The following is a 22302-nucleotide window of genomic DNA, read 5'->3' as shown; positions in this document are numbered from 1 at the left end:
AAGATGCCGATGGCAAAGAGCATACTCTAAAAGAATTGCTTGCGGGGCACCGTTATCTGCTCATCGATTTCTGGGCTTCCTGGTGTGGGCCTTGTCGGAGGGGGATTCCGGAAGTCAAGGAGTTTGCAAAGAAATACGCTACTGACGGATTGGCTATATTGAGCATTTCCATCGATGAAAAAAAAGATGCCTGGGAAAAGGCTCTCAAAGAAGAACAGATGCCATGGACTAATTTGTTGGATGAAGGATATGTAAGTAAGAGTTTCGGTGTCACGACTATCCCTTCACTTTTTCTAATCGACGCTGAAGGGAAAGTGCTTTTTGAAAAGCTTTACGGCGATGCTGTCAGACGAAAATTGACAGATATATTAGGCAGATAAAAATAGCGGTAGCACTTTATTCGATAGAGTGCTACCGTCTTTTAACAGAAGCTTCCGGATAAGTAGTCCGATTTCTCGTTCCCCGGAAATAAACCAGCAAAACCTGTAATAAAGTGCTGTCATAATGGTGGCGTACGAAAAGATAAGCTCTTTTTTTATGGGTTTTCACACTATTCTCGCTGATCTGCAATTCCGCGGCTATCTGTTGCACCGTTAAACCTCTCAGGCTATATATCAAAATATCCCGCTGTTGTCGGGGCATTTTATCCAGGATTTCGTAAAAACGGCTGATCGCTTCTTCTTGCAAAGCCATTTTACAGGCATGCTCTTCATCGTCGATTTGCTTTGCATTCCAATACTCCGATAAGCGATACCCTGTTTTTTTCGTTCGCAACACACTGACAGCCGCATGATAGACACTTTTATACAACCAAGCCGTTAAAGCCTTTAGCTCCGTAAAATTCAAATGCGTATGCCACATTCGGATGAGACATTCCTGGACAATATCTTCAGCTTCTCCCGCATCTCCGGTCATTTTTTCTACATAGCTGCATAAAGGTGCATAATAGAATCGATAAAGACTTTTCCAAGCCTCCTCTTTTTTCTTATTTATCCCTTCAAGAAATGACAAATGCTCCATACCTCTAAGCTTTACACCTTACAAACTTAATAAAAATATTAAATTTCTTCGTTGCCTTGCCGAAGGAGTATTCTAAATTCGGGAATATTCTTCTAATCTCCGTGAAAAACGAAGGGCTTGACCTTACATTTCCCGGAAAGAACACGGACGACCTTTGTCGGTGGAAACTAGGCTCTCGTTAGGCATTGTTCGCACGAGAATAAAGTACAAAAAAAACGCCTTGCAAAAGGCGTTTTCTTATGGGGAGTGAGAACTGTTTATTTCTTCACGACAGTCGTTTCTTTTTTACCGAATCTCTTTCTGAATTCGTAAGCTAACGGTGTGGCCACGAACAGAGAAGAATAGGTTCCTACGATGATACCGATCAATAGGGCGAATACAAAACCTTTGATAGAAGTACCACCGAAGATAAAGATCGCAAACAATACCACTAAGGTCGACAAAGAAGTACTGAACGTACGGCGTAATGTAGAGTTCAAGGCTGCGTCGGTTACTTCCAGATCGTCGCGTTTCGGGTACAGATGATGGTATTCACGGATACGGTCGAATACAACCACCGTATCGTTGATCGAATAACCCACTACGGTCAGGATAGCTGCAATAAAGGCCTGGTCGATCTCCAGAGAGAAAGGCAGGAATCCGGCCAACAGGGAGAACAAACCTAATACGACAATGGTATTGTGAGCCAATCCGAGGACGGCACCGGCACCATATTGCCATTTGCTGAACCGTACCATAATATAAACGAAGATCACTAATAAGGCGAAGATTACCGACCAGATTGCAGCCCGGGTTACATCTTCTGCCACTGCCGGTCCCACTTTCTGCGACATCTGACGATAGTCGCTCAGGAATACTTCTTTGCTGGTACCGTCGGGTAAGTAGCTTTTCAACCCTTCATACAATAAGGCTTCTACTTCGTCGTCAGCTTCCGTTCCTTCGTCTTCGATTTTATACTTGGTGGTTATTCTGACCTGATTGTCTCCGCCGAAAGTTTTTACTTCAGGAGCACTTCCATACACTGCAGCCAGACTTTCTGCTACTTTTTCCACTTCTACCGGCTGGTCGAAAGCAACCGTATAAGTTCTACCTCCGACGAAGTCGATACCTTTATCGAATCCGCGGGTGAACATAGATACCAGACAAATAACGGTGATAATACCGGATACCGTATAACCCACTTTCCGTCTTTCGAGGAATGGGAAGTGTACGTCCCGCAACCAGTTGGCTGTAAATGGAGTGGTAAATCTGACGTTATCATTTTTCTTGGATGCATTGTCGAGAATGATCCGGGTAATGAAGATCGCACAGAACAATGAAGTGAAAATACCGATGATCAATGTGGTTGCGAAACCTTTGATCGGGCCTTCTCCAAAATAGTAAAGGATGAAACCCGTCAATAAGGTTGTTACGTTACCGTCGATGATGGCGGAATAAGCTTGTTTGTAACCTTCTTTGATGGCTAATCTCAACCCTTTACCTGCTCTCAATTCTTCCTGGATACGTTCATAGATCAATACGTTGGCATCGACCGACATTCCCATTGTCAGGACGATACCGGCAATACCCGGCAGGGTCAATACCGCTCCGATAGAAGCAAGTACACCGAATAAGAAGAATAAGTTGGTAAACAAAGCGATGTCTGCTGCCAGACCTGCTCCTTTGCTATAGAAGAACAACATGTATACCAGTACCAAGCAGAAAGCGATCACGAACGACCACATACCGGATTGGATAGATTCGCTACCTAAGGACGGTCCTACGATCTCGTCGGCAATGATACGTGCCGGAGCAGGTAATTTACCGGATTTCAGGATGTTGGCTAAGTCCTGGGCTTCTTTTACGTCGAACTGACCGGAAATCTGTGAGCTACCCCCTTTGATTTCATCATTCACGTTCGGTGAAGAACAAACATAACCATCCAATACGATAGCGATACTATGGCCTACATTTTCTTTGGTCAGCCGAGCCCAGACTTTAGCTCCTTCTCCATTCATATTCATAGATACCACAGGGCGTCCACTGTTGTGTTCGTATTCCTGACGGGCATCGACGACAGCACCTCCATCCAGGGGAGCTTTTCCGTCACGGGTCGTGATTTTGATTGCATGTAAAGCAATAACTTCTCCATTGGGTTTCATTTCCCAAAGCAGGCGGGCATTACGGGGTAGAGTCGCTTTTACTTGTGGCATAGTCAGGATTTCATTTACCGCTGCCGTATCTTTTACATGAGAATAACCTATTAAAGAACCTGTCGGGATGATTTGGCCGCTTTGACGGTCGATATTAGGTGTCAGAACGGAGAAAAGAGGATTCGCTTTTTTGAAAGCAGCTTCATCGGCCAGCAGATTATTGGTAGAATCTTGTGCAGCGGCCTGAGAGATCAGGCTATTGGCAGTTGTATCCGCTTTGGCTGTTTCCGGTTGTTCTGCCGTTGCATTGGCTGCATTTTCAGTAGTCAGTATCTCTTCAGCTTCAACGATAGTACGAGCTTTTTCATTGGCTGCTTGCAGATAAGGAAAGAAATCTCCGTTATCGAAGGTTTCATAGAACTCCAACGCTGCTGTTCCTTGCAACAATTTTCTTACCCGTTGAGCATCTTTGATACCCGGAAGTTCGATCACGATACGACCGGAGATATCTGCTTTACGGATATTAGGCTGTGCTACACCGAAACGGTCGATACGTGTACGCAGAATATTGAAGGTATTGTCGATAGCTCCTTCGGCTTCCTGACGGATAACGTCTAAAACTTCCTTGTTACTGGCTCCGATTTTGATTTTATCTTTCAGTTCTACGGTTCCGAAAATATTCGGAGAGGCCAACTGTGCATTCGGGGCAATTCTCTCGAAGGCTTCGCCGAACAGGGTCACAAAGTCTTTCGGGCTGGATGTACGCATCTTCACCGCTTCTTGTAAAGCCTGATTGAAAGCTTCATCCTGACTGTAGTTGGCCAGACTGCGGACCACGTCGACCACGTCTACTTCCATGGTTACGTTCATACCTCCACGCAGGTCAAGACCCAGATTTAATTCTAACTCTTTACACTCTTTGTAAGTGTATTGTGCAATTCCCAGGAAATTGTAAACTTCCTTGTTTGCAATAGAATCCAGATAAACTTTTTCCTTTACGGGATCTCCCTGCGCATATTCCCTCGCAGCTTTTTCCACCCGATTGGTTTTCCAGGTAAAAGATAACTGGTAAAGACTCACTAACGCTAATGCAATAGCAAGTAATGTGATCGCTCCTTTATTCTGCATTTTACAATAAATTATTATATGACTTAATTTTTGCTAATTCTTTAAGCACGATTAATGCGCAAAAGTATAATATTTTTTCTAAAAAAACAGATAATTCTGATTTTTAGATGATAGATTATTAAAAATACATGGTAAATTCCTTTTTCCGGTAATCGATAGCCACCTGATACCTGACACAAAAATCACATCCCAATAATCCGATAATTTTCCGGTTGAGATGTTTGTCGTACATTTCGTTTACATATTTCAAGTCGATGGCAGCCAACGGCATCCCTTTGATCGTACGTTTGCCGATTTTAAATTTAGCTGCTTTTACTAAATGTACATCATGGATCTGACCGGTGACGCTACCCGATGTCATTTGAACGTCTGCTTCTTCGGGCAGGTCTTCCGGGAACACCTGTCTGTCGACGACGGTGACCGATGCGCCGGTATCGATAATCATATCTCCTTGTAACCCATTGATTTCAACCGGTACGATCAGGTGGTAGCTATTGTCTTCCAAACCGACTATTTCAACGGCTACTGTCTGAATCCGGCTATTGATATAAGGATGATATGGAGTCGTAAAATGGCAAGCCTTTTTATTTTTTTTCCTCTTCATTTCCCTCTTGCTTGATAGTTGAGGCGCAAAAATAAGAAACCGCCCCGAAAATCAGGACGGTTTCTTTATTTTTAACCTTTAGGCTGTTTTTAGAACATTTTCATGTCGTCCAGTACGGTCATCACCGATTTAACAGCTTTTGCAGAAGTTGCTAACAGTTCCTTTTCCTGATCGTCGAGTTTTACTTCGATGATCTTTTCGATACCGTTTTTACCCAATACAACCGGAACACCCAGATAGATGTCTTTCATACCATATTCGCCGTTCAGCATAGCGCAAACCGGGAATACCCGTTTCTGATCGCGGATGATCGCTTCGACCATTTGAGCTGCAGCTGCACCCGGAGCATACCAGGCAGAAGTTCCCATCAGTTTAACTAATTCGCCGCCGCCGACTTTGGTGCGTTCGATGATTGCCTGCAATTTATCGGCGTCGATCAATTCGGTTACAGGAATACCACCTACAGAAGTGTAACGTGGCAGCGGAACCATTGTATCTCCATGTCCACCTAATAACAATGCCTGAATATCTTTCGGAGATACGTTCAGTGCTTCGGCTAAGAAAGCACGGTAACGGGCAGTATCCAATACACCGGCCATACCGAATACTTTAGATGAATCGACTTTAGCGGCTAAGAAAGCACAATAACACATTACATCCAAGGGGTTGGATACAATGATGATCTTAGCGTTCGGAGAATGTTTGATTACATTTTCAGTAACAGATTTTACAATTCCGGCATTGGTTGAAATCAAATCGTCACGGCTCATGCCCGGTTTACGGGGAAGACCGGAAGTGATCACCACTACTTCAGAATTATCAGTCGCTGCATAATCATTGGTTACACCTTTAATACGGGTGTCATACAAATTGATCGGGGCAGTCTGCCACATATCCAGCGATTTCCCTTCGGAAACACCTTCCTTGATATCCAAAAGAACCACTTCGTTTACGATGTCTTTTTCTGCAATGCAGTTTGCGCACGTTGCACCAACGTTACCTGCTCCAACAACTGTTACTTTCATTTCGTAATAATTTTATTGTTATACTTAATCATATATTATCTTTTTTGGAGTTTTTATTCCGACGTCAAATTTACTCCTTTTTTGATCTAAAGCAAAATATTAGAGAAAAAATTCTTTAATTTTGAGGATAATTTAATTGGGTATACAATAAAATATCCCGCTAACCTTTTCCCTGTAATTTGAAATTAGAGGTTAAGTTTTGGATACAATGTAGAGTTGCCGGGTTTGGCTGTGATTTTGAATTGAAGTTCCTGGAATTTCAATATTTCATAAAAAGTACCTTGACTCTGCCTGACACCCGAAATTAAGATACACTATACTTCTTCCTGAAATTTATTATTATCTTTGCCCCTCAATTACACCAAACAATAAATATTCAACGAATGCCAACCATTTCTCAACGTGGTATAGATATGCCTGCATCTCCTATCCGGAAATTGGTCCCACTGGCTAATCGAGCCAAAGCCAAGGGAACCGTCGTTTACCACCTCAATATCGGTCAGCCGGATTTGGCGACCCCGGAAGTGGCATTACGAGCGGCACACCATCTGGACCGGGAAGTGCTGGAATACTCTCCCAGTGAAGGCATTCTGAGTTTTAGGAAAAAATTGGTAGAATATTACCACAAATTCAATATAGATGTCTGTACGGACGATATCATCATCACTACCGGAGGATCGGAAGCCGTATTTTTTTCATTTATGGCCTGTCTCGATCCGGGAGATGAGATCATCGTACCCGAACCGGCTTATGCCAACTACATGGCTTTTGCGATCTCCTGCGGAGCAGTGATCAAGACGATCTCTTCTACTATAGACGAGGGCTTCGCTCTCCCTTCGGTAGAAAAATTCGAAGCTTTGATCACGCCGCGTACCAAAGCAATCCTGATTTGTAATCCCAACAATCCGACCGGCTATCTGTATACCCGAAAAGAAATGAACCAGATCCGGGATTTAGTCAGGAAATACGACCTGTTCCTGTTTTCCGACGAAGTATACCGGGAATTTTGTTACACCGGTGCACCCTATATCTCGGCTTTTCACCTCGAAGGTATCGAAAACAACGTCATTCTGGTCGATTCTGTCTCCAAACGCTACAGTGAATGCGGTATCCGGATCGGGGCTCTGATTACTAAAAACAAACAAGTCCGGGAGAATGTGATGAAATGGTGTCAGGCTCGCTTAAGTCCTCCTTTGATAGGACAGATCATGGCCGAAGCTTCACTGGATACTCCCGAAGAATATATGCGCGACGTGTATGATGAATATGTCGAACGCCGGAAATTCCTGATCGACGGGCTTAACCGGATCCCTGGCTGTTATTCTCCTATACCTATGGGAGCGTTTTATACAGTGGCCCGTCTTCCGATAGACGATGCCGATAAGTTCTGTGCCTGGTGTCTGGAAGAATTCGATTACGAGGGTCAGACCATCTTTATGGCTCCGGCTTCGGGGTTTTATACTACTCCGGGATTAGGTAAAAACGAAGTCCGCCTGGCTTATGTCTTAAAGAAAGAAGACTTGGCAAAGGCTTTGGTGGTTTTGGAAAAAGCACTGGAAACTTATAATAAAAAAGGTAAAAAGTAAAAGGCTATAAGCTAAAGGCTAAAAGCGGAAGAGGAGGGGGGGAGAGGGTCGAAGGGAGAAAAGAGAAGGGAAAAGAGGAAAAAAGGAAGTAGGGGGAAGACATATTATAGTAGATAGATCGATGAAGACAACCGACCTGACACAGGGCAGTATTTTTAAAAGCTTGTGGATCATGGCTGTGCCCTTGATCTCGGCCTCTTTTATCCAAATGGCTTATAGCATGACAGATATGTTGTGGCTCGGTCATTTGGGAAGTGATGCTGTCGCTGCAGCCGGAGCTGCCGGTTTTTTTACCTGGCTTTGCAACGCTTTGTCCTTTATGACTAAAATCGGGGCTGAGATTACGGTTTCCCAATCTGTCGGTTCGAAAGATTATCGCCGGGCAGCTCATTATGCCAGTCAGGCCATTACCTTATCGACTACAATCGGATTTATCTATGCCTGTATCATCATCCTGGCAGCCCCTTTACTGATGGGCTTGTTCCGTTTTGAAACCTCTATTTCGACCCAGGCGATCGATTATATGCGTCTGGTCGCTCCCGGGTTATTTTTCCAATTCAATAACAATACGTTCAGCGGTCTTTACAATGGTCAGGGAGATAGCCGGACTCCTTTCCGTACTTCTGCCGTAGGACTTATCGTCAATATTATCCTCGATCCCTTGCTGATTTACGGCATCGGTCCCTTTCCGGCCTGGGGTACCGCAGGGGCTGCCGTTGCCACTGCATTAGCACAATTAGTGGTTTACGGCATCTTTGCACGCCGGATCTTCAGTGACCGGTTTCCGTTAGGGCGTATGCACCTGCTCAACCGATTGAAACAAGATTATGCACGACGTATCATTTTATTGGGTTTGCCGGTCAGTATACAAAATGCCCTCTTTTCCATGTTTTCCTTGACCTTGGCTACCCTAGCCGCACGTTGGGGAGCAGTAGGGGTCGCTGCTCAAAGTATCGGAGCACAGATCGAAGCCATCTCCTGGATGACTGCTGCCGGTTTTTCTACCGCCTTGGCTGCCTTTACCGGACAGAATTACGGCGCCGGGAATTATGAACGTATCCGTAAAGGTTATCGCCTGACATTAGGAATAGCCGGGAGTATCGGTTTGGGAGCCGGAATTCTCTTCTTTGTATTAAACCACGAGATCTTCGGGCTTTTTGTAAACGAACCGGAAGCCATTGAAGCCGGCGGTAATTACCTGAAGATTTTGGCTTTATCACAACTTTTCATGGTAACCGAATCCGTTACTGCCGGAGCATTCAATGGTACCGGACATACGACTCCTCCGGCACTGACCGGGATTATTTTCACCGGAGCACGTATTCCGATGGCCTATTTTCTGACCTCCTTCCCCCAATTAGGGTTGACGGGAATTTGGTGGAGTATCACGATTTCGAGTATTTTGAAAGGCTCTGTTCTTCCACTTTGGTTTCTGCATTTTCAACGCAAGCTAAAATAATTTCAGATTATTGTCTTTCAAATTAGTTCCTTCCAGGAAAAATCCATATGTTTGTCCAGGAAGAAAATTTATGTGTGTGCAACAAGCAAAAAGTTAGTGCTATGCCTTGTAACGAACACATAAATTGTTCTGATTGCCCTTCTTGTGGAGGGGATATGTTTTATTATCTCCGTTTTTTAGAAGGCTATTCCTATCAACAATATCATTTTAAACAAAATAGTATTCTTTTCCTACTTCAGGGAGAGATCCGGATCGACGGCTTACATTTTCCCCATCTCATCATCCATAATAAACAATTACTTGTGATTCCTGTCGGTATCGAACTCGATATTCGTATCTTAAAAAATTCGGATTGTCTCGTTTATCGTTTGAGTGAATTTCCTGTCTTATGCGAGGAACAATATAAAAAAATGACCCTCTCTCAACAGGAAGACACATACGGCAATTTACTGGATACCCTTCCCCCTATTCATGAATTTTCTCTAGGATTGATCCATTATTTAGCAGACGGTATGCCTTGTAAGAAATTACTTGAACTCAAACAGCAAGAAATGTTTTTCTTACTATATCGTTATTATTCCAGTCCACAAATGGCTGCTTTTCTATATCCGATCCTGAGCAACCAGAATCATTTCCGTCTCTTTGTTTTACAAAACTACTACAAAGTAAAAACAGTAGAAGAATTAGCCCTATTAGGCAGATATGGCTTAATTACTTTTCGCCGGCTTTTTAAAGCAGAATTCGGAGAACCGGCTTATCGATGGATTATCCGCCAAAGGCAAGCCTATATTTATTATGACCTGACTCACCGCAATTTATCTATTTCTGAAATCGCCGAAAAATATCATTTCGAATCTCTTTCTCAATTTTCAAATTTCTGTAAAAAATATTTCGGATGTTCTCCCCGGGAGATTCAAATACAAAATCCTTAAGAGAAATAACAAATCATTACGATTTTTTCAGAAGTATGAACTTTTTGATCAGTTTTGGCAACTTGTTGCTTCCGGTAACCCCTTACCTTCGCCATTGAAAGTTATAAGAGTTTGTTATTTTCTAAATTGTATAATCAAAAAGAAAGAACTATGAAAAAAATAATTATTTCAATGTTTGCTTTAGTAGCCCTAATGGCTGGTTGCGAAAAAGCGGAAGAAAGCGTAAACCCTGAAACTCCCAGAGGACAACAGGAGATTAAACTGACCGCTGGAATTACCAGAATGGAAGTGACGAGCAAAGCTGCTATAACGGAAGATGTATTTCCGAACGGCACTAATGTCGGTTTGTATGCATTACAAGAAGGGACTGATGCAAGTATTTGGACTACAGGTATACCGAAGTATACTAACGATGGAACTGTCACAATCACCGATAACAAGATTACGATAACAGATAAGAAATTGTACTATCCGACGAATGACAAACCGATGTACTTTATCGCATATCAGCCGATCGGAAACGCTGGTGCGTTCTCTACAGGAACTGCCCCTTCCGTGACTTTCGATCTTTCAGGAAACGATCAGCCCGATATCATGTATGCTACAGGGGTAAGTGATATACTGAGTACCCAAACCTCCAGTTCGGTGGTTAGTTTGAATTTTGCACACAAACTGGCAAAAGTAGCGTTTAAGGTAAAAGCAGGCGAAGGATTCGAGGCTAGCGGCATTTCAATTTCAACCCTGGAGCTTAAAAACATTAACACCGGAGTAACGTTAAGTGTCGAAAACGGTAACTTGACTTTCGATACTCCAAAAACAATTTCCTATACACCGAATCAGGAAATAACGGCTACGGCATCCCCTGTATTCGGCACGACACTACTCGAGCCGGAAGCAACTTATACCCTGACAGCAACAGCGGGAGGACTGGAATATACCCTAAGTGGCCTACAAACTCCCAAAGCCGGGCAAGCGAAGAACATTGTTTTAACTTTCACCGGTACTGAGATTGAAGCAATGGCTTCTATTACCAAATGGGAGGATTTAGCCGAAGAAGATAAAAATATATCTAAATAATTCTAGGTTTATTTTTTCTTTCTATTCCGATTCCGGGTTTTATACCGTCAGACCGGTTCGCCTGGACCGGTCCGGTAAGGCTTTCCTTCTCTGACCGGCGGAACTCCTCATTACGTTTGTCAAATATCACCGTCGGCCGTTCGGAAAACCTAACCGGACCCTCGTTCCTGCTCCAATGGTCTTCCGGCATAAAACCCTTCATCTCACGGCAGAGCTAACCGGCAAAGAAAATACAACCAGAAATTTGCAGCAGCAGGAAGCCGGACCGTCCGGATTATTTCCAGTGAGAATAATCTTTCTTAAATCAAGACTGGTCCCCGAACACGAACACCTCCGACTCACGTTATCACTGCATGGAAAACGAACTGTGACCTGAAAGGTATAAACTTTTATCAAACAGCTGTTTTTTCGAACCCTTACATGAGGGATTAATTCAGCAATCGGTATTTTATAGAAATAATCCGATCAGGTAACCCGAGTAGCCGTACTCCGATCAGGGTAGCCTGCCCTTTCATTCAATAAAACTTTCCTTCTTTGTCCTGTAGTGCTTGACGGAAGATATAGTGATTTTTATGACAAAATCTGAATCGGGTTGAATGCAGGTAAACTGATCATACTTCTTAAATATCGAAAGTTGGGATGGAAATATTGTTCAGCAAAAATTGATATTTGTAATTTGAAAGTTAATTTTGCACGATAGGAATTGAAAATATAACTTTTAGATCATGAAAAAAAATGTAGTGGTGATTGCAGGAGGAAATTCTTCTGAATATGAAGTATCTATAAAATCCGGGAATCATATCTTTTCAGAAGTAGACGGAGAAAAATACAATAAATACCTGATGATCTTACGGGGCAGAGATTGGATGGTGGAGATCGGAGATCAGAAATTTCCGGTAGATAAAAATGATTTTTCATTTGAATACCAGGGGAAGAAAGTTGTTTTTGATTTCGCCTATATCACCATTCATGGTAATCCCGGTGAAAACGGGATGTTGCAAGGTTATCTCGATATGATGGGGGTGCCTTATTCAACCTGTAATACTTTGGTGGAAGCCATTACTTTCGATAAATATACCTGTACGAATTATTTGAATGCTTTTGGTATCAATACGACTCATCCGATCATGCTGGTCAGAGGAAAGGCTTTCGATAAAGAAGCGGTGCTGAAGGCTGTCGGTTTACCTTGTTTTGTAAAGCCCAATGCCGAAGGCTCGAGTTTCGGTGTGTCTAAAGTGAAGACAGCTGCCGATTTCGATGCTGCGGTCGAGGGGGCTTTCAAGATGTGCAGAGAGATTTTGGTTGAGAGCTTTATCGATGGGATAGAGTTTACCTGCGGTTTATACAAAGTAGGGGATAAAAAAGTGGTTATGCCTGTCGCCGAGGTCGTTCCCAAAAAAGAATTTTTCGATTACGAGGCTAAATACGATGCAAAAATGTCGGATGAGATTATTCCCGGACGTTTTTCTGCAGAGATTACCGGCCGGATTCAGGATATGGCTTCCGAGGTATATGACATCCTGCGGTGTGAAGGAATCGTCCGTATCGACGGTTTTGTCCGGGGGGAAGAAATCATCATGTTGGAAGTCAATACCACGCCCGGTATGACCGCCAACAGTTTCGTCCCCAAAATGGTCCGTGTCATGGGTCTCCCTTTACGAGATGTGATCACCGGGATCATTGAAGAGAAGCTGAAAAGGCTATGAAGCTAAAGGCTTTTAGCTTATAGCCTTTTACCTTCTATCACCCCTCCCCCCACAACGTCTTCTCCTTCATAGAATACGGCGCTTTGGCCGGGGGTGATGGAATCCATGGTTTCATGAAAGACGACGCGCAGGCGGTTGTCTTCCGGATATAAAGAAGCTTTCTTCCCTTCATTCCGGTAGCGGATCTTGGCGGTGACTTCCAGCCCGTCGGGGATTTTTGCGTATTTCATGAGGTTGATCTCTTTGGCAAAGAAAGATTTTCCTTGCAACTCTTCCTTTGTGCCTAGTACGACCGTATTATCTTCGGGATGAATGGCTATGACAAACATCGGCTGGCCTAAAGCGATACCCAGTCCTTTCCGCTGTCCTATCGTATAGTTGGGGTATCCCTTGTGTTCGCCCAGGCGTTTACCACTGGTATCGACGAAGTTCCCCGGGCCGTATTTTTCCGTATAGTTTTCGACCTGTTCGGCCAGAAAAGTCCGGTAGTCATTGCCGGGAATGAAACAAATCTCCTGACTTTCTCCTTTTTTAGACAGTTTTTCATATCCGTGATCAAAAGCGATCTGCCGCACTTCGGGTTTGGTCAGTTCGCCCAGTGGGAAAAGCGTACGGGATAGATTTTCTTGAGTCAGGGTCCAAAGAAAATACGTTTGATCTTTCGAGAGGTCTGCTCCTTTCCGCAGATACCGGCGTCCATCCTGATGACCGATGCGGGCATAATGGCCGGTAGCGATATAATCGCATCTCATTTCGTTGGCCGTCTCGATCAATTTCCCCCATTTGATCGTCGAATTGCAGATGACACAAGGGTTGGGAGTGCGTCCTTGCAGATATTCTCCGATAAAATTGGTGATCACCGTATCTTTAAATTCTTGCCGGATATCCAGAATATGGTGTTCGAATCCCAGTTCCTGAGCCATACGTTTCGCTTCGAACAGAGAATCGACGCTGCAACATCCCTTTTCTTTCTCCATGCATCCCCGGGATATATTGTCGAAAGTACGGTAAGTTACGCCTACCAATTCGTATCCTTGCTCTAGTAATAACATGGCGGCGACCGTACTGTCGATACCTCCGCTCATAGCCATCAATACTCTCTTCTTTTCCATTTTCAATTATTCCTGATTGCTTTATTTCCGTGAACAAGGTGACTGTTCATATAGCGTGTTTCGCTGTGATAATCGTCTTTTTCTATTTCTACGTCGGGCTCGGTCAGAGGGATGTCTTCTCCTAAAGAAAAACGGAGATATTTGATCTGTTTCCCTCTCGATAGCCACTGTTTTTCATAAAATGTTTTAATGCTCAAAATTTTATCTTCCCAGCCGCAGCCGTACAGGTCTTCGGTTCGGACTTCTACCGGTAAGTGGTTGAGTTCGATCAGAGCCGAGGTGTATCGGTATAAAAACAGGCTGTCCGTTTTCAGATGGATCACAGCTTGTGGGGCCAGTATTTTCCGGTAGAGACTCAAAAAGCGGGTCCCGCTAAGGCGTTTACGGGCTTTAGCCATTTGAGGATCAGGGAAGGTAATCCAGAGTTCTGCAATTTCTCCCGGAGCGAAAACCGATTCGAGCATTTCGGCATACATACGCAGGAAAGCTACATTATTCATTCCGTTTTCTACAGCTGTTTTAGCCCCTTTCCACATACGGGCACCCTTGATATCCAGTCCGATAAAATTTTTTTCGGGATACAATTTTCCCAGTTCGACCGTATATTCTCCTTTGCCGCACCCGATTTCCAGAATGATGGGATGATCGTTATGAAAGACCTCCTCATTCCATTTTCCCTTCAGGGGGTAATCCGTACGAAACACCTCTTCATGCTTGGGCTGGAACACATTGGGTAATACTTCCATTTCTGCAAATCGTGCCAGTTTTTTCTTTGCCATCTTTTTTCTATGAATCTGATTAATCCTTATCCCTGAGTTTGCACTTTCTCGATCTTTATCCCTACATCTTTTACTCCGGCCATTTCTTCCATCCGCATGCCTTGTTCGATCCGGAAGATTACATTTCCTTGGGGAAGAGTCACCGGATTACGATTGATCGGTTGTTCCAATGTTTTAATGCTGTTGCCTTTTCCCAACCAACGGCCGTCGGGTTCTGCTATTTTCAGGTTTACCGTATCGGATAATTGCTCTTGTCCGTGACTGCGGGTAGAGACGAAACACCAAAGATTGGCCATCTCGTAATCGGTGGTATGCCGCAAACAGAGTTTCACTATATATTGTCCACTGTCCGGGATGTCGGCTGTAAATTCGACGATATGATACCGGTTCCAGACTTCGTCGGGTTGTTCTTCATATTTTTCGAAGACTGCCGATGATTGGCAAGCTCCCATTAAAATAACCGATAGGAAAAAGATGTATTTTCTCATTTACAAGCTTGTTTAATCATTTTGAAAATGGATGGTAGTTCCGGTAGCACTGATCTCCATTTCGATCGTCGAACCGATGATCAGAGGAAAATTGTTCTCTGCATGTCCGGCCGGAAAACCGAAACAGATCGGATAGGCATAGTCGGCGAATACTTCTTGTATGATTTCATAAGCATCTTTCCCGAAATTGAGCCCTTTCATTTCTGTAAAGTCTCCGACAATAAGTCCCTGAAGTTTTGAAAACTTATCCGTTAGCTTCAGGCTTTGTAGCATGCGGTCGATCGAATATAGATTTTCCCCTACATCTTCCATAAATAGAATAGAACTTTGGTGTTTACATTCCAATACCGAAGAACGCAGACAATGTAAAAGAGTCAGATTTCCACCCGTCAGTTCGGCCTGTACGATCCCTTCTCGGTTGAACGGATGGGGAGGAAGCCGGTAAGAAGATATTTTCCCGAATAAAAATTCTTTCAGTCGTAATAAGGCTGCCGGATTTGTTGTGCGAAAACTTTTAGGCATAGGGGCGTGCATGCTTTCAATGCCCAGCGTGTTGAGCTTCGAATGGAAAACGGTAATATCGCTGAATCCGATAAGCCATTTCGGGGAACCTTGAAAAATAGAATAATCCAGTTGTTCGACAATGCGTAAACTGCCATATCCGCCACGGGTACAAAATATGGCCCGGATGTCTTCGTCATCGAGCGCCCATTGCATATCCTGCAGGCGTTGTTCGTCCCGGCCTGCAAAATAGCCGTAGGTAGCCGCCGCGTTCGGGCCTACGATAGGATTCAGTTCCCAGGAACGTAACACTTCTACTGCATCATGTATCGATAGCGGATCGATGATACCTGCCGGAGAAACCAGGGCGACTTTATCGCCGGATTGAAGATATGGTGGTCTGAACATACAGTAAAATTAAAAAGTAATAAGCTATAGGCTAAAAGCTATAAGCTATATGCAGAAAGCGATAAGGCTTTTCGGGTGCGAAGATAAGTAATTTTCAATTTTCAATTTTCAATTTTCAATTATTTCTTACCTTTGCACACTGCAATTTAAGATTTTGAAACTGAAATAACAAGAAGAGATATGGCTAAGTTCAAAAGGAATCTGATCACGACGGCATTACCTTATGCTAACGGGCCTGTGCATATCGGTCATCTGGCCGGTGTTTATGTTCCGGCCGATATTTATGTGCGCTATCTGCGGCAAAAAGGAGAAGAAGTAGTATTTATCGGTGGTTCGGATGAGCATGGAGTGCCCATTACCATCAAGGCTCAAAAAGAGGGAGTGACTCCTCAGGATATTGTTGACCGTTATCATCAAATCATCAAAGATTCTTTCGAAGAGTTCGGTATCTCTTTCGATATCTATTCCCGCACAAGTTCGAAAACACATCATGAATTGTCTTCGGCTTTCTTTAAGAAGTTATATGACGAAGGAAAATTCATCGAGAAAACTTCTATGCAGTTCTATGATGAGAAAGCCGGACAGTTTTTGGCCGACCGCTATATTGTAGGGAAATGTCCTCATTGTGGGAATGAACGGGCTTATGGCGATCAGTGTGAGGCTTGTGGTACCAGCCTGAATGCTACCGATCTGATCGATCCTGTATCGGCGGTTACCGGTAACAAACCGGAACTTAAAGAGACGAAACACTGGTATTTACCTTTGGATCGCTATGAGGATTGGTTGAAAGAATGGATTTTGGAAGGCCATAAAGAGTGGAAAAGTAATGTTTACGGACAATGTAAATCGTGGTTGGATAATGGTTTACAGCCCCGTGCCGTGACCCGCGATTTGGATTGGGGGGTGCCCGTACCGCTCGATGAAGCGAAAGGAAAGGTGCTCTATGTCTGGTTCGATGCTCCTATCGGATACATTTCTGCAACGAAAGATCTGACTCCGGAATGGGAAAAATATTGGAAGGATCCCGAAACCCGGATGATCCATTTTATCGGGAAAGATAATATTGTATTCCATTGTATTATTTTCCCTGCGATGTTGAAAGCAGAAGGTAGTTATATATTGCCCGATAATGTGCCGGCCAATGAGTTTTTGAATCTGGAAGGAGACAAGATTTCGACTTCCCGGAATTGGGCCGTATGGTTGCATGAATATTTGCGTGACTTCGAAGGTAAACAGGATGTGTTGCGGTATGTGTTGACAGCCAATGCTCCCGAAACCAAAGACAACGATTTTACCTGGAAGGATTTTCAAGCCCGGAATAACAGTGAGCTGGTGGCTATTTACGGCAACTTCATCAACCGCGCATTGGTGCTGACGCAGAAATATTTCGGCGGTATAGTGCCTGAGCGCGGAGAACTGGCGGATTATGATAAAGAAGTATTGGCTGAAATTCCTGAGATTATCAGCCGGGTAGAGAAAAATCTGGATAATTTTCACTTCCGGGAAGGACTCAAAGAATGTATGAATCTGGCCCGTTTGGGAAATAAATACCTGGCCGACACGGAACCCTGGAAATTAATCAAGACCGATGAAGCCCGGGTGAAGACTATTTTGAATATCTGTTTACAGATTGCAGGGGACCTGTCTACTTTGACCGAACCGTTTATTCCGTTCAGTGCGTCGAAATTGAGGGATTTCCTGAATATAGCTCCGATCGCCTGGAACCGGATGGGAGATGAGGTGGTGCCGGCAGGGCATCGGCTGAATGAACCGGGATTGTTGTTCGAGAAGATCGAAGATGAGCAGATTCAGCGACAAATCGATAAATTGCTGGCTACTAAAAAGGCCAATGAGATGGCTAATGCACAAGTAAAACCGGTGAAAGAAAATATTTCGTTCGATGATTTTGCTAAACTGGATATACGTGCCGGAAAAATCATTGCTGCCGAAAAGGTGGCGAAGACGAAGAAATTAATGAAGCTGACGATCGATACCGGTATAGATACCCGCACGGTCGTATCCGGAATCGCTGAGTATTATACACCTGAAGAAGTGATCGGGCAGCAAGTGAGTATCCTGGTGAATCTGGAGCCTAAAGCGCTCAAAGGCATCGAGTCGCAGGGTATGATTCTGATGGCTGAAAATGCCGATGGTTCCCTGGCTTTTGTCCGTCCTGACAAAGAGGTGAAGAACGGTTCCGAAATCCGTTAAAGAATCATCCGGGGACAAAGTACTCTATTGTTCCCGGATGATATATCTATTCCAGTCGAAGGGAGAAATAGATAAAACGGGGCAGTTTGAACTTTTCCTGCCATTGCTTCGGATCTGTTTTTGCATACCGGAGACCGCAAAAATCATAAGCATCCATACCTTGATGAATGCGTTTGATACCGGTTGTATAGGCTACCAGATTTATTTCGTCGCTAGTCGTGTAAGGTGTCGGCGGAAGGGTTTCCATTAAAATATAAGGTGTCGGCGGAGCAGTACCGTTCTTCGTGTCAATGGCATATTTTGTCTTAGGCATACTGTATCGGGGGGTTTTACAAACAAGAGTCAGTGTGTCGTTTTGATCTTGTGCGATGAAAACGAAAGTGGCCAGAGTGTCGGAAAATTCAAATGCATAAGGAAATAAGGATTTAGACGTAATTTTACCTTCATGGGATTCGTTCACCCATAGTTGCCATTTTTTCCCTTTGATGTCTCCATGAATTTTCATTTTCATGTATTTTATATCTAAAAAATCCATCAAATCCAGAGTGGCCGACGGAATAGAATCGGGGGATACATAACTGATTCTGACCTGATTTTGTGCAAAAATGCCAAAAGAAAATAAAAGGAACAGAGAGGTCATAATGGTCTTTTTCATAAATTATAGCCAATTAATGGTGATTCATCTTTTATTCAATACAAAGGAAGACGCCTGTTTTTTATGGTTTTACGGGCACTCGTACAAATTTATTCAAATTCGGCAGACTTTTCAATTTTCAGGTAGTAAATCGTCGAAAGACACTCTATTTTGTTTACAATACGGTTTGTAAAAAACAAGAAGGCGCAACTAATTGCGTCTTCTGTGTTTTTTAGGGAGACATTTCCTTGAGACTTTAAAATTGAAACAGGCAGGGATTTTTGAAAAGAAATTATTATATGTGCGTCTGTGTGGTGTGTGCGTGGTGTAAATATCCCGTGGTATACCTTTTCGTCATTTTAAAGAACTGCTTTGGAAATCAGCTTGTTTTATAAACTTCCTCTCCCCGTGGTGTGTGCTAAATCATGGAGTTATACGCCGAAAAATGAGAAAGAGTTACAAAATGCCGGATTTTTTTTGAATGAAATGTGATTATTTTTATAATCATTTGTTTGTTAATGTTTTATATGCCGGTTGCCAACGAAAAAATAAACCGGATAGTTTGGTTTTTCTCTTTTTTTGTCTTAAAAGAATCGATATAGCTATTTTGTAATATTAATTCTATATTTTTACGGCGTCAAAATGGTTATTATTATAAAAAGTTTTGACTTTTATATGTTTGTGTTAAATATTTAATGTAATTCCATTTTTATATATAAAATTATACGTTTGTTTTTAAAGAGCGTTGGTAGTGTGAAAAATAGGGTTAAATCATTTATTAATATTAAGAGATGTTATTGTATGAAAAGTTTATTTACTAAGGCTTTATTATTTATGCTCTCTTTGTGCCTCATGTCGTTTATGACGGTGGCTCAAGGGACGATTAAAGGAAAAATTGTTGATTCTCAAACGAAAGAACCTTTGGTTGGGGCGACAGTGATGCTGGAGGGTACTTCGGAAGGCGTAGCTGCCGATCTGGATGGTAGTTTTACGTTGAAGACCGGTCAGACAGGCAAGCAAACCTTAACTTTCCGTTGTGTCGGTTACAAAGAATTGAAAAAAGAGGTGACCTTGGGAAAAGAACTGAATTTAGGAACCATTGCTTTGGAAACCGAATCCATCGGTTTGGGTGATGTGACGGTTACTGCTTCGGTAGCTGTTAGCCGGAAGACTCCTGTAGCTGTGGCTGTGATCGATCCGGTAGCCATAGAAAATAAACTTTCCACTCAGGAGTTTCCTGAAATTTTAAAATCTACACCTAGTATATATGCTACGAAACAAGGCGGAGGATTCGGTGATTCCCGGGTAAATGTACGTGGCTTCGAAAGTGAAAATGTGGCCGTTATGGTCAATGGAGTGCCGATGAACGAAATGGAAAGCGGTAAAATCTACTGGTCGAATTGGGCCGGACTTTCGGATGTTACCCGTTCGATGCAGGTACAACGCGGACTCGGTGCGGCTAAGGTGGCTGCCCCTTCGGTAGGAGGTTCTATCAATATCGTGACCAATACGACCGACGTCAAAGCCGGAGGAGGTATCTCTTACGCTGTGGGAAACGACGGATTTAATAAGATCGCATTCAATGTTTCTACCGGTTTGCGTAACGGGTGGGCGATTTCGATATTAGGTGCTAAGAGCTGGGGAAACGGTTATGTACAAGGGACCGAGTTCGAAGCGTACAGCTATTTCGGAAATGTATCCAAGCAGATCAATGACAAACACATGATCTCGCTGACCGTATTGGGGGCTCCTCAATGGCATAATCAGCGAAATGACAATCTGTTGATTTCAGAATGGCAGAAACATGCTAATAAATATAAATTCAATGCTGTTTATGGATTCGGACTGAACGGACAGCGGAAAGTGGCCGGATATAATAAATTCCATAAACCTCAGATTTCTTTGAACCATTACTGGACAATCAATGAAAAATCCAGTTTGTCGACAGCCTTATATGTGTCTATCGGTCGGGGAGGCGGTTATCGCGGGCAAGGAAACAGCACTTATAAAAACAGCTGGTATGCTACGGCTTTGGACGGAACGTTGAATACGCAATTCCGGGCTGCTGACGGGACATTCGATTATGCAGCCATTTATGATTTGAATATGAAGAGCGAGAACGGTTCGCAGATGGCGATGTCCAATAATATCAACAACCATGAATGGTACGGTTTGTTATCGACTTACACCACTCAGCTCGGTCAGTATTTTAATGTATACGGCGGTCTCGACCTGCGGTATTATAAAGGAACCCACAAAGCTGTCCTGGTGGATCTTTATGGAGGCGATTATTATGTCGATTCGGAAAGCCGTAAAAATGTAAAAGCTGAAAATAATGCGTTGGCACAAGATGCGAACTGGAAGAACGAGAAGTTGAAAGTCGGTGATGTCGTATACCGGAACTACGATGGTTTTGTTACGCAGGAAGGAGTATTCGGACAAGTAGAATTCAACCGAAATGCTCTGGCTACATTTATTGCCGGTTCGGTATCCAATACGATGTATTGGCGTTATGACCGTTTCTATTACGACAAAGCACATGCAAAATCAGGCAAAGCCGATTTCTGGAGTGGAACGGTCAAAGGAGGTGCCAATTATAATCTGGATGAACACAACAATGTATTTGCCAATATCGGTTTTATTTCAAAAGCTCCTTTCTTCGAATATGCCGTGTTCCTGAATAAGGAAAATAGCAACGAGCTGAATAAGGATGCTGTGAATGAAAAGATCTTCTCTGTAGAATTGGGATATGGTTTCCGTTCTCCGGTATTCACCGCTAACCTGAACCTCTATCGTACGGCCTGGATGGATAAGAGTATGGGAGCCAGTGTCACTTTCCAGGATTCTGACGAACGGGGACGGATCAATATGACGGGGGTAGACGCTTTACATCAGGGAGTAGAGCTCGAGGTAATGGTGAAACCTGTGCGTAATCTGGAGCTGACAGGTATGCTGTCATTAGCCGATTGGCGCTGGAATAGCAGGGCTACCGGTTATCTATATAATGACCAGGGAATACCTTTGACCAAAGATGGGGTAGTGACGACAGAAAAGAGTAAAGAACATGCGAAAGTGGATGTCGATTTGAAAGATGTGAAAGTCGGCAACTCGGCACAGACGACTTTTGCTTTCGGAGCCAATTATCAGGTGTTGAAAGGTTTGAGATTGGGAGCCGATTATACCCATTGGGCTCGTAATTATGCCAAATTCAAGCTGCAGGGAAGTGATTTATCCAAGGAATTGGGTAAAACGATGAAATATGATACTCCTTGGAAAATTCCGTCTGCCGGAAGTATGGATGTGAATATGAGTTACCGTTTCCCGCTCGGAAAAGTTTGGGGAATCATTTCGGCTAATGTAAATAACGTATTGGATCAGGAATATATTTCCGACGCAGAGGACGGTACGACACACGATTGGACGACAGCACAGGTATATTATGGATTTGGCCGTACTTATTCCGTACGTTTCAAAATAACTTTTTAAAGATAGTAATGAAG

17 protein-coding genes are annotated in these 22302 nt (G+C 43.3%); 8 read left to right on the top strand and 9 right to left on the bottom strand.

Going from position 1 to position 22302, the window contains the following annotated elements; genetic code table 11:
* Nucleotides 1-380 (top strand): TlpA family protein disulfide reductase (locus WS34_RS02730; RefSeq protein ID WP_046403004.1); only part of this gene is annotated, 380 nt, incomplete at its 5' end.
* A gap of 31 nt (nt 381-411) precedes the next feature.
* Here the strand turns inward: WS34_RS02730 and WS34_RS02725 are convergent.
* From WS34_RS02725 to mdh, 4 genes are all read right to left on the bottom strand, one after another.
* The gene (locus WS34_RS02725; protein ID WP_046403002.1) at nt 412-1020 is read right to left on the bottom strand and encodes an RNA polymerase sigma factor; all 609 of its coding nucleotides are present in this window, start codon (nt 1018-1020) and stop codon (nt 412-414) included.
* A 257-nt stretch (nt 1021-1277) separates the two neighbouring features.
* Nucleotides 1278-4280, bottom strand: coding sequence for a protein translocase subunit SecDF (gene secDF, locus WS34_RS02720; RefSeq protein WP_046403000.1), 3003 nt, complete (start codon nt 4278-4280; stop codon nt 1278-1280).
* Between the two features lie 118 nt (nt 4281-4398).
* Nucleotides 4399-4884, bottom strand: a complete 486-nt coding sequence (locus tag WS34_RS02715) for a retropepsin-like aspartic protease (protein WP_046402998.1) — start codon at nt 4882-4884, stop codon at nt 4399-4401.
* Between the two features lie 89 nt (nt 4885-4973).
* Complete coding sequence (gene mdh / locus WS34_RS02710; protein WP_013613431.1) at nt 4974-5909, bottom strand: malate dehydrogenase; 936 nt, start codon at nt 5907-5909, stop codon at nt 4974-4976.
* A gap of 383 nt (nt 5910-6292) precedes the next feature.
* On the opposite strand from mdh, the gene WS34_RS02705 reads away from it, so the two are divergent.
* The 5 genes from WS34_RS02705 (at nt 6293) to WS34_RS02680 (ending at nt 12669) form a co-directional block, all read left to right on the top strand.
* On the top strand, nt 6293-7495 hold the full coding sequence (locus tag WS34_RS02705) for a pyridoxal phosphate-dependent aminotransferase (RefSeq protein WP_022160016.1): 1203 nt from the start codon (nt 6293-6295) through the stop codon (nt 7493-7495).
* 121 nt (nt 7496-7616) lie between these two features.
* Complete coding sequence (locus WS34_RS02700) at nt 7617-8954, top strand: MATE family efflux transporter (RefSeq protein WP_013613433.1); 1338 nt, start codon at nt 7617-7619, stop codon at nt 8952-8954.
* Nucleotides 8955-9055: 101 nt separating this feature from the next.
* A complete protein-coding gene (locus WS34_RS02695; RefSeq protein ID WP_286693610.1) occupies nt 9056-9886 on the top strand; it encodes a helix-turn-helix transcriptional regulator in 831 nt (276 codons plus the stop codon).
* A 150-nt stretch (nt 9887-10036) separates the two neighbouring features.
* Nucleotides 10037-10963, top strand: coding sequence for a fimbrillin family protein (locus WS34_RS02690; RefSeq protein WP_286693609.1), 927 nt, complete (start codon nt 10037-10039; stop codon nt 10961-10963).
* A 725-nt stretch (nt 10964-11688) separates the two neighbouring features.
* Entirely contained in the window at nt 11689-12669 is a 981-nt protein-coding gene (locus WS34_RS02680) for a D-alanine--D-alanine ligase (protein ID WP_046402990.1), read from the top strand.
* Nucleotides 12670-12686: 17 nt separating this feature from the next.
* Here the strand turns inward: WS34_RS02680 and mnmA are convergent, their stop codons facing one another.
* The 4 genes from mnmA to WS34_RS02660 are packed head-to-tail and all read right to left on the bottom strand — an operon-like array spanning nt 12687 to nt 15957.
* Entirely contained in the window at nt 12687-13781 is a 1095-nt protein-coding gene (mnmA, locus tag WS34_RS02675) for a tRNA 2-thiouridine(34) synthase MnmA (RefSeq protein ID WP_013613436.1), read from the bottom strand.
* A gap of 2 nt (nt 13782-13783) precedes the next feature.
* Complete coding sequence (gene trmB / locus WS34_RS02670; protein WP_013613437.1) at nt 13784-14560, bottom strand: tRNA (guanosine(46)-N7)-methyltransferase TrmB; 777 nt, start codon at nt 14558-14560, stop codon at nt 13784-13786.
* A gap of 26 nt (nt 14561-14586) precedes the next feature.
* Nucleotides 14587-15048, bottom strand: a complete 462-nt coding sequence (locus WS34_RS02665) for a gliding motility lipoprotein GldH (protein ID WP_195203365.1) — start codon at nt 15046-15048, stop codon at nt 14587-14589.
* Nucleotides 15049-15060: 12 nt separating this feature from the next.
* Nucleotides 15061-15957, bottom strand: a complete 897-nt coding sequence (locus WS34_RS02660) for a S66 peptidase family protein (RefSeq protein ID WP_022159854.1) — start codon at nt 15955-15957, stop codon at nt 15061-15063.
* Nucleotides 15958-16137: 180 nt separating this feature from the next.
* On the opposite strand from WS34_RS02660, the gene metG reads away from it, so the two are divergent.
* Nucleotides 16138-18168, top strand: coding sequence for a methionine--tRNA ligase (gene metG, locus WS34_RS02655; RefSeq protein WP_046402988.1), 2031 nt, complete (start codon nt 16138-16140; stop codon nt 18166-18168).
* Nucleotides 18169-18214: 46 nt separating this feature from the next.
* Here the strand turns inward: metG and WS34_RS02650 are convergent, their stop codons facing one another.
* Nucleotides 18215-18823 carry a hypothetical protein gene (locus WS34_RS02650; protein ID WP_286693608.1) on the bottom strand — a complete coding sequence of 203 codons (609 nt, stop codon included), beginning with the start codon at nt 18821-18823 and terminating at the stop codon, nt 18215-18217.
* A 780-nt stretch (nt 18824-19603) separates the two neighbouring features.
* Here WS34_RS02650 and WS34_RS02645 point away from each other — a divergent pair.
* Entirely contained in the window at nt 19604-22288 is a 2685-nt protein-coding gene (locus WS34_RS02645; protein WP_046402984.1) for a TonB-dependent receptor, read from the top strand.
* The last annotated feature ends 14 nt before the right edge of the window (nt 22289-22302 follow it).

This window comes from Odoribacter sp. N15.MGS-14 (assembly GCF_000980245.1).
Lineage (GTDB): Bacteria > Bacteroidota > Bacteroidia > Bacteroidales > Marinifilaceae > Odoribacter > Odoribacter splanchnicus.
Note: the sequence above shows the minus strand (reverse complement) of the source record. Positions and strands in the feature narration are given on the sequence as shown.

Bases quoted from the DNA above. Each gene is read 5' to 3' on its own strand.
- WS34_RS02725 (WP_046403002.1), bottom strand. From the start codon at position 1,020: ATGGAGCATTTGTCATTTCTTGAAGGGATAAATAAGAAAAAAGAGGAG.
- secDF (WP_046403000.1), bottom strand. From the start codon at position 4,280: ATGCAGAATAAAGGAGCGATCACATTACTTGCTATTGCATTAGCGTTA.
- WS34_RS02715 (WP_046402998.1), bottom strand. From the start codon at position 4,884: ATGAAGAGGAAAAAAAATAAAAAGGCTTGCCATTTTACGACTCCATAT.
- mdh (WP_013613431.1), bottom strand. From the start codon at position 5,909: ATGAAAGTAACAGTTGTTGGAGCAGGTAACGTTGGTGCAACGTGCGCA.
- WS34_RS02705 (WP_022160016.1), top strand. From the start codon at position 6,293: ATGCCAACCATTTCTCAACGTGGTATAGATATGCCTGCATCTCCTATC.
- WS34_RS02700 (WP_013613433.1), top strand. From the start codon at position 7,617: ATGAAGACAACCGACCTGACACAGGGCAGTATTTTTAAAAGCTTGTGG.
- WS34_RS02695 (WP_286693610.1), top strand. From the start codon at position 9,056: ATGCCTTGTAACGAACACATAAATTGTTCTGATTGCCCTTCTTGTGGA.
- WS34_RS02690 (WP_286693609.1), top strand. From the start codon at position 10,037: ATGAAAAAAATAATTATTTCAATGTTTGCTTTAGTAGCCCTAATGGCT.
- WS34_RS02680 (WP_046402990.1), top strand. From the start codon at position 11,689: ATGAAAAAAAATGTAGTGGTGATTGCAGGAGGAAATTCTTCTGAATAT.
- mnmA (WP_013613436.1), bottom strand. From the start codon at position 13,781: ATGGAAAAGAAGAGAGTATTGATGGCTATGAGCGGAGGTATCGACAGT.
- trmB (WP_013613437.1), bottom strand. From the start codon at position 14,560: ATGGCAAAGAAAAAACTGGCACGATTTGCAGAAATGGAAGTATTACCC.
- WS34_RS02665 (WP_195203365.1), bottom strand. From the start codon at position 15,048: ATGAGAAAATACATCTTTTTCCTATCGGTTATTTTAATGGGAGCTTGC.
- WS34_RS02660 (WP_022159854.1), bottom strand. From the start codon at position 15,957: ATGTTCAGACCACCATATCTTCAATCCGGCGATAAAGTCGCCCTGGTT.
- metG (WP_046402988.1), top strand. From the start codon at position 16,138: ATGGCTAAGTTCAAAAGGAATCTGATCACGACGGCATTACCTTATGCT.
- WS34_RS02650 (WP_286693608.1), bottom strand. From the start codon at position 18,823: ATGAAAAAGACCATTATGACCTCTCTGTTCCTTTTATTTTCTTTTGGC.
- WS34_RS02645 (WP_046402984.1), top strand. From the start codon at position 19,604: ATGAAAAGTTTATTTACTAAGGCTTTATTATTTATGCTCTCTTTGTGC.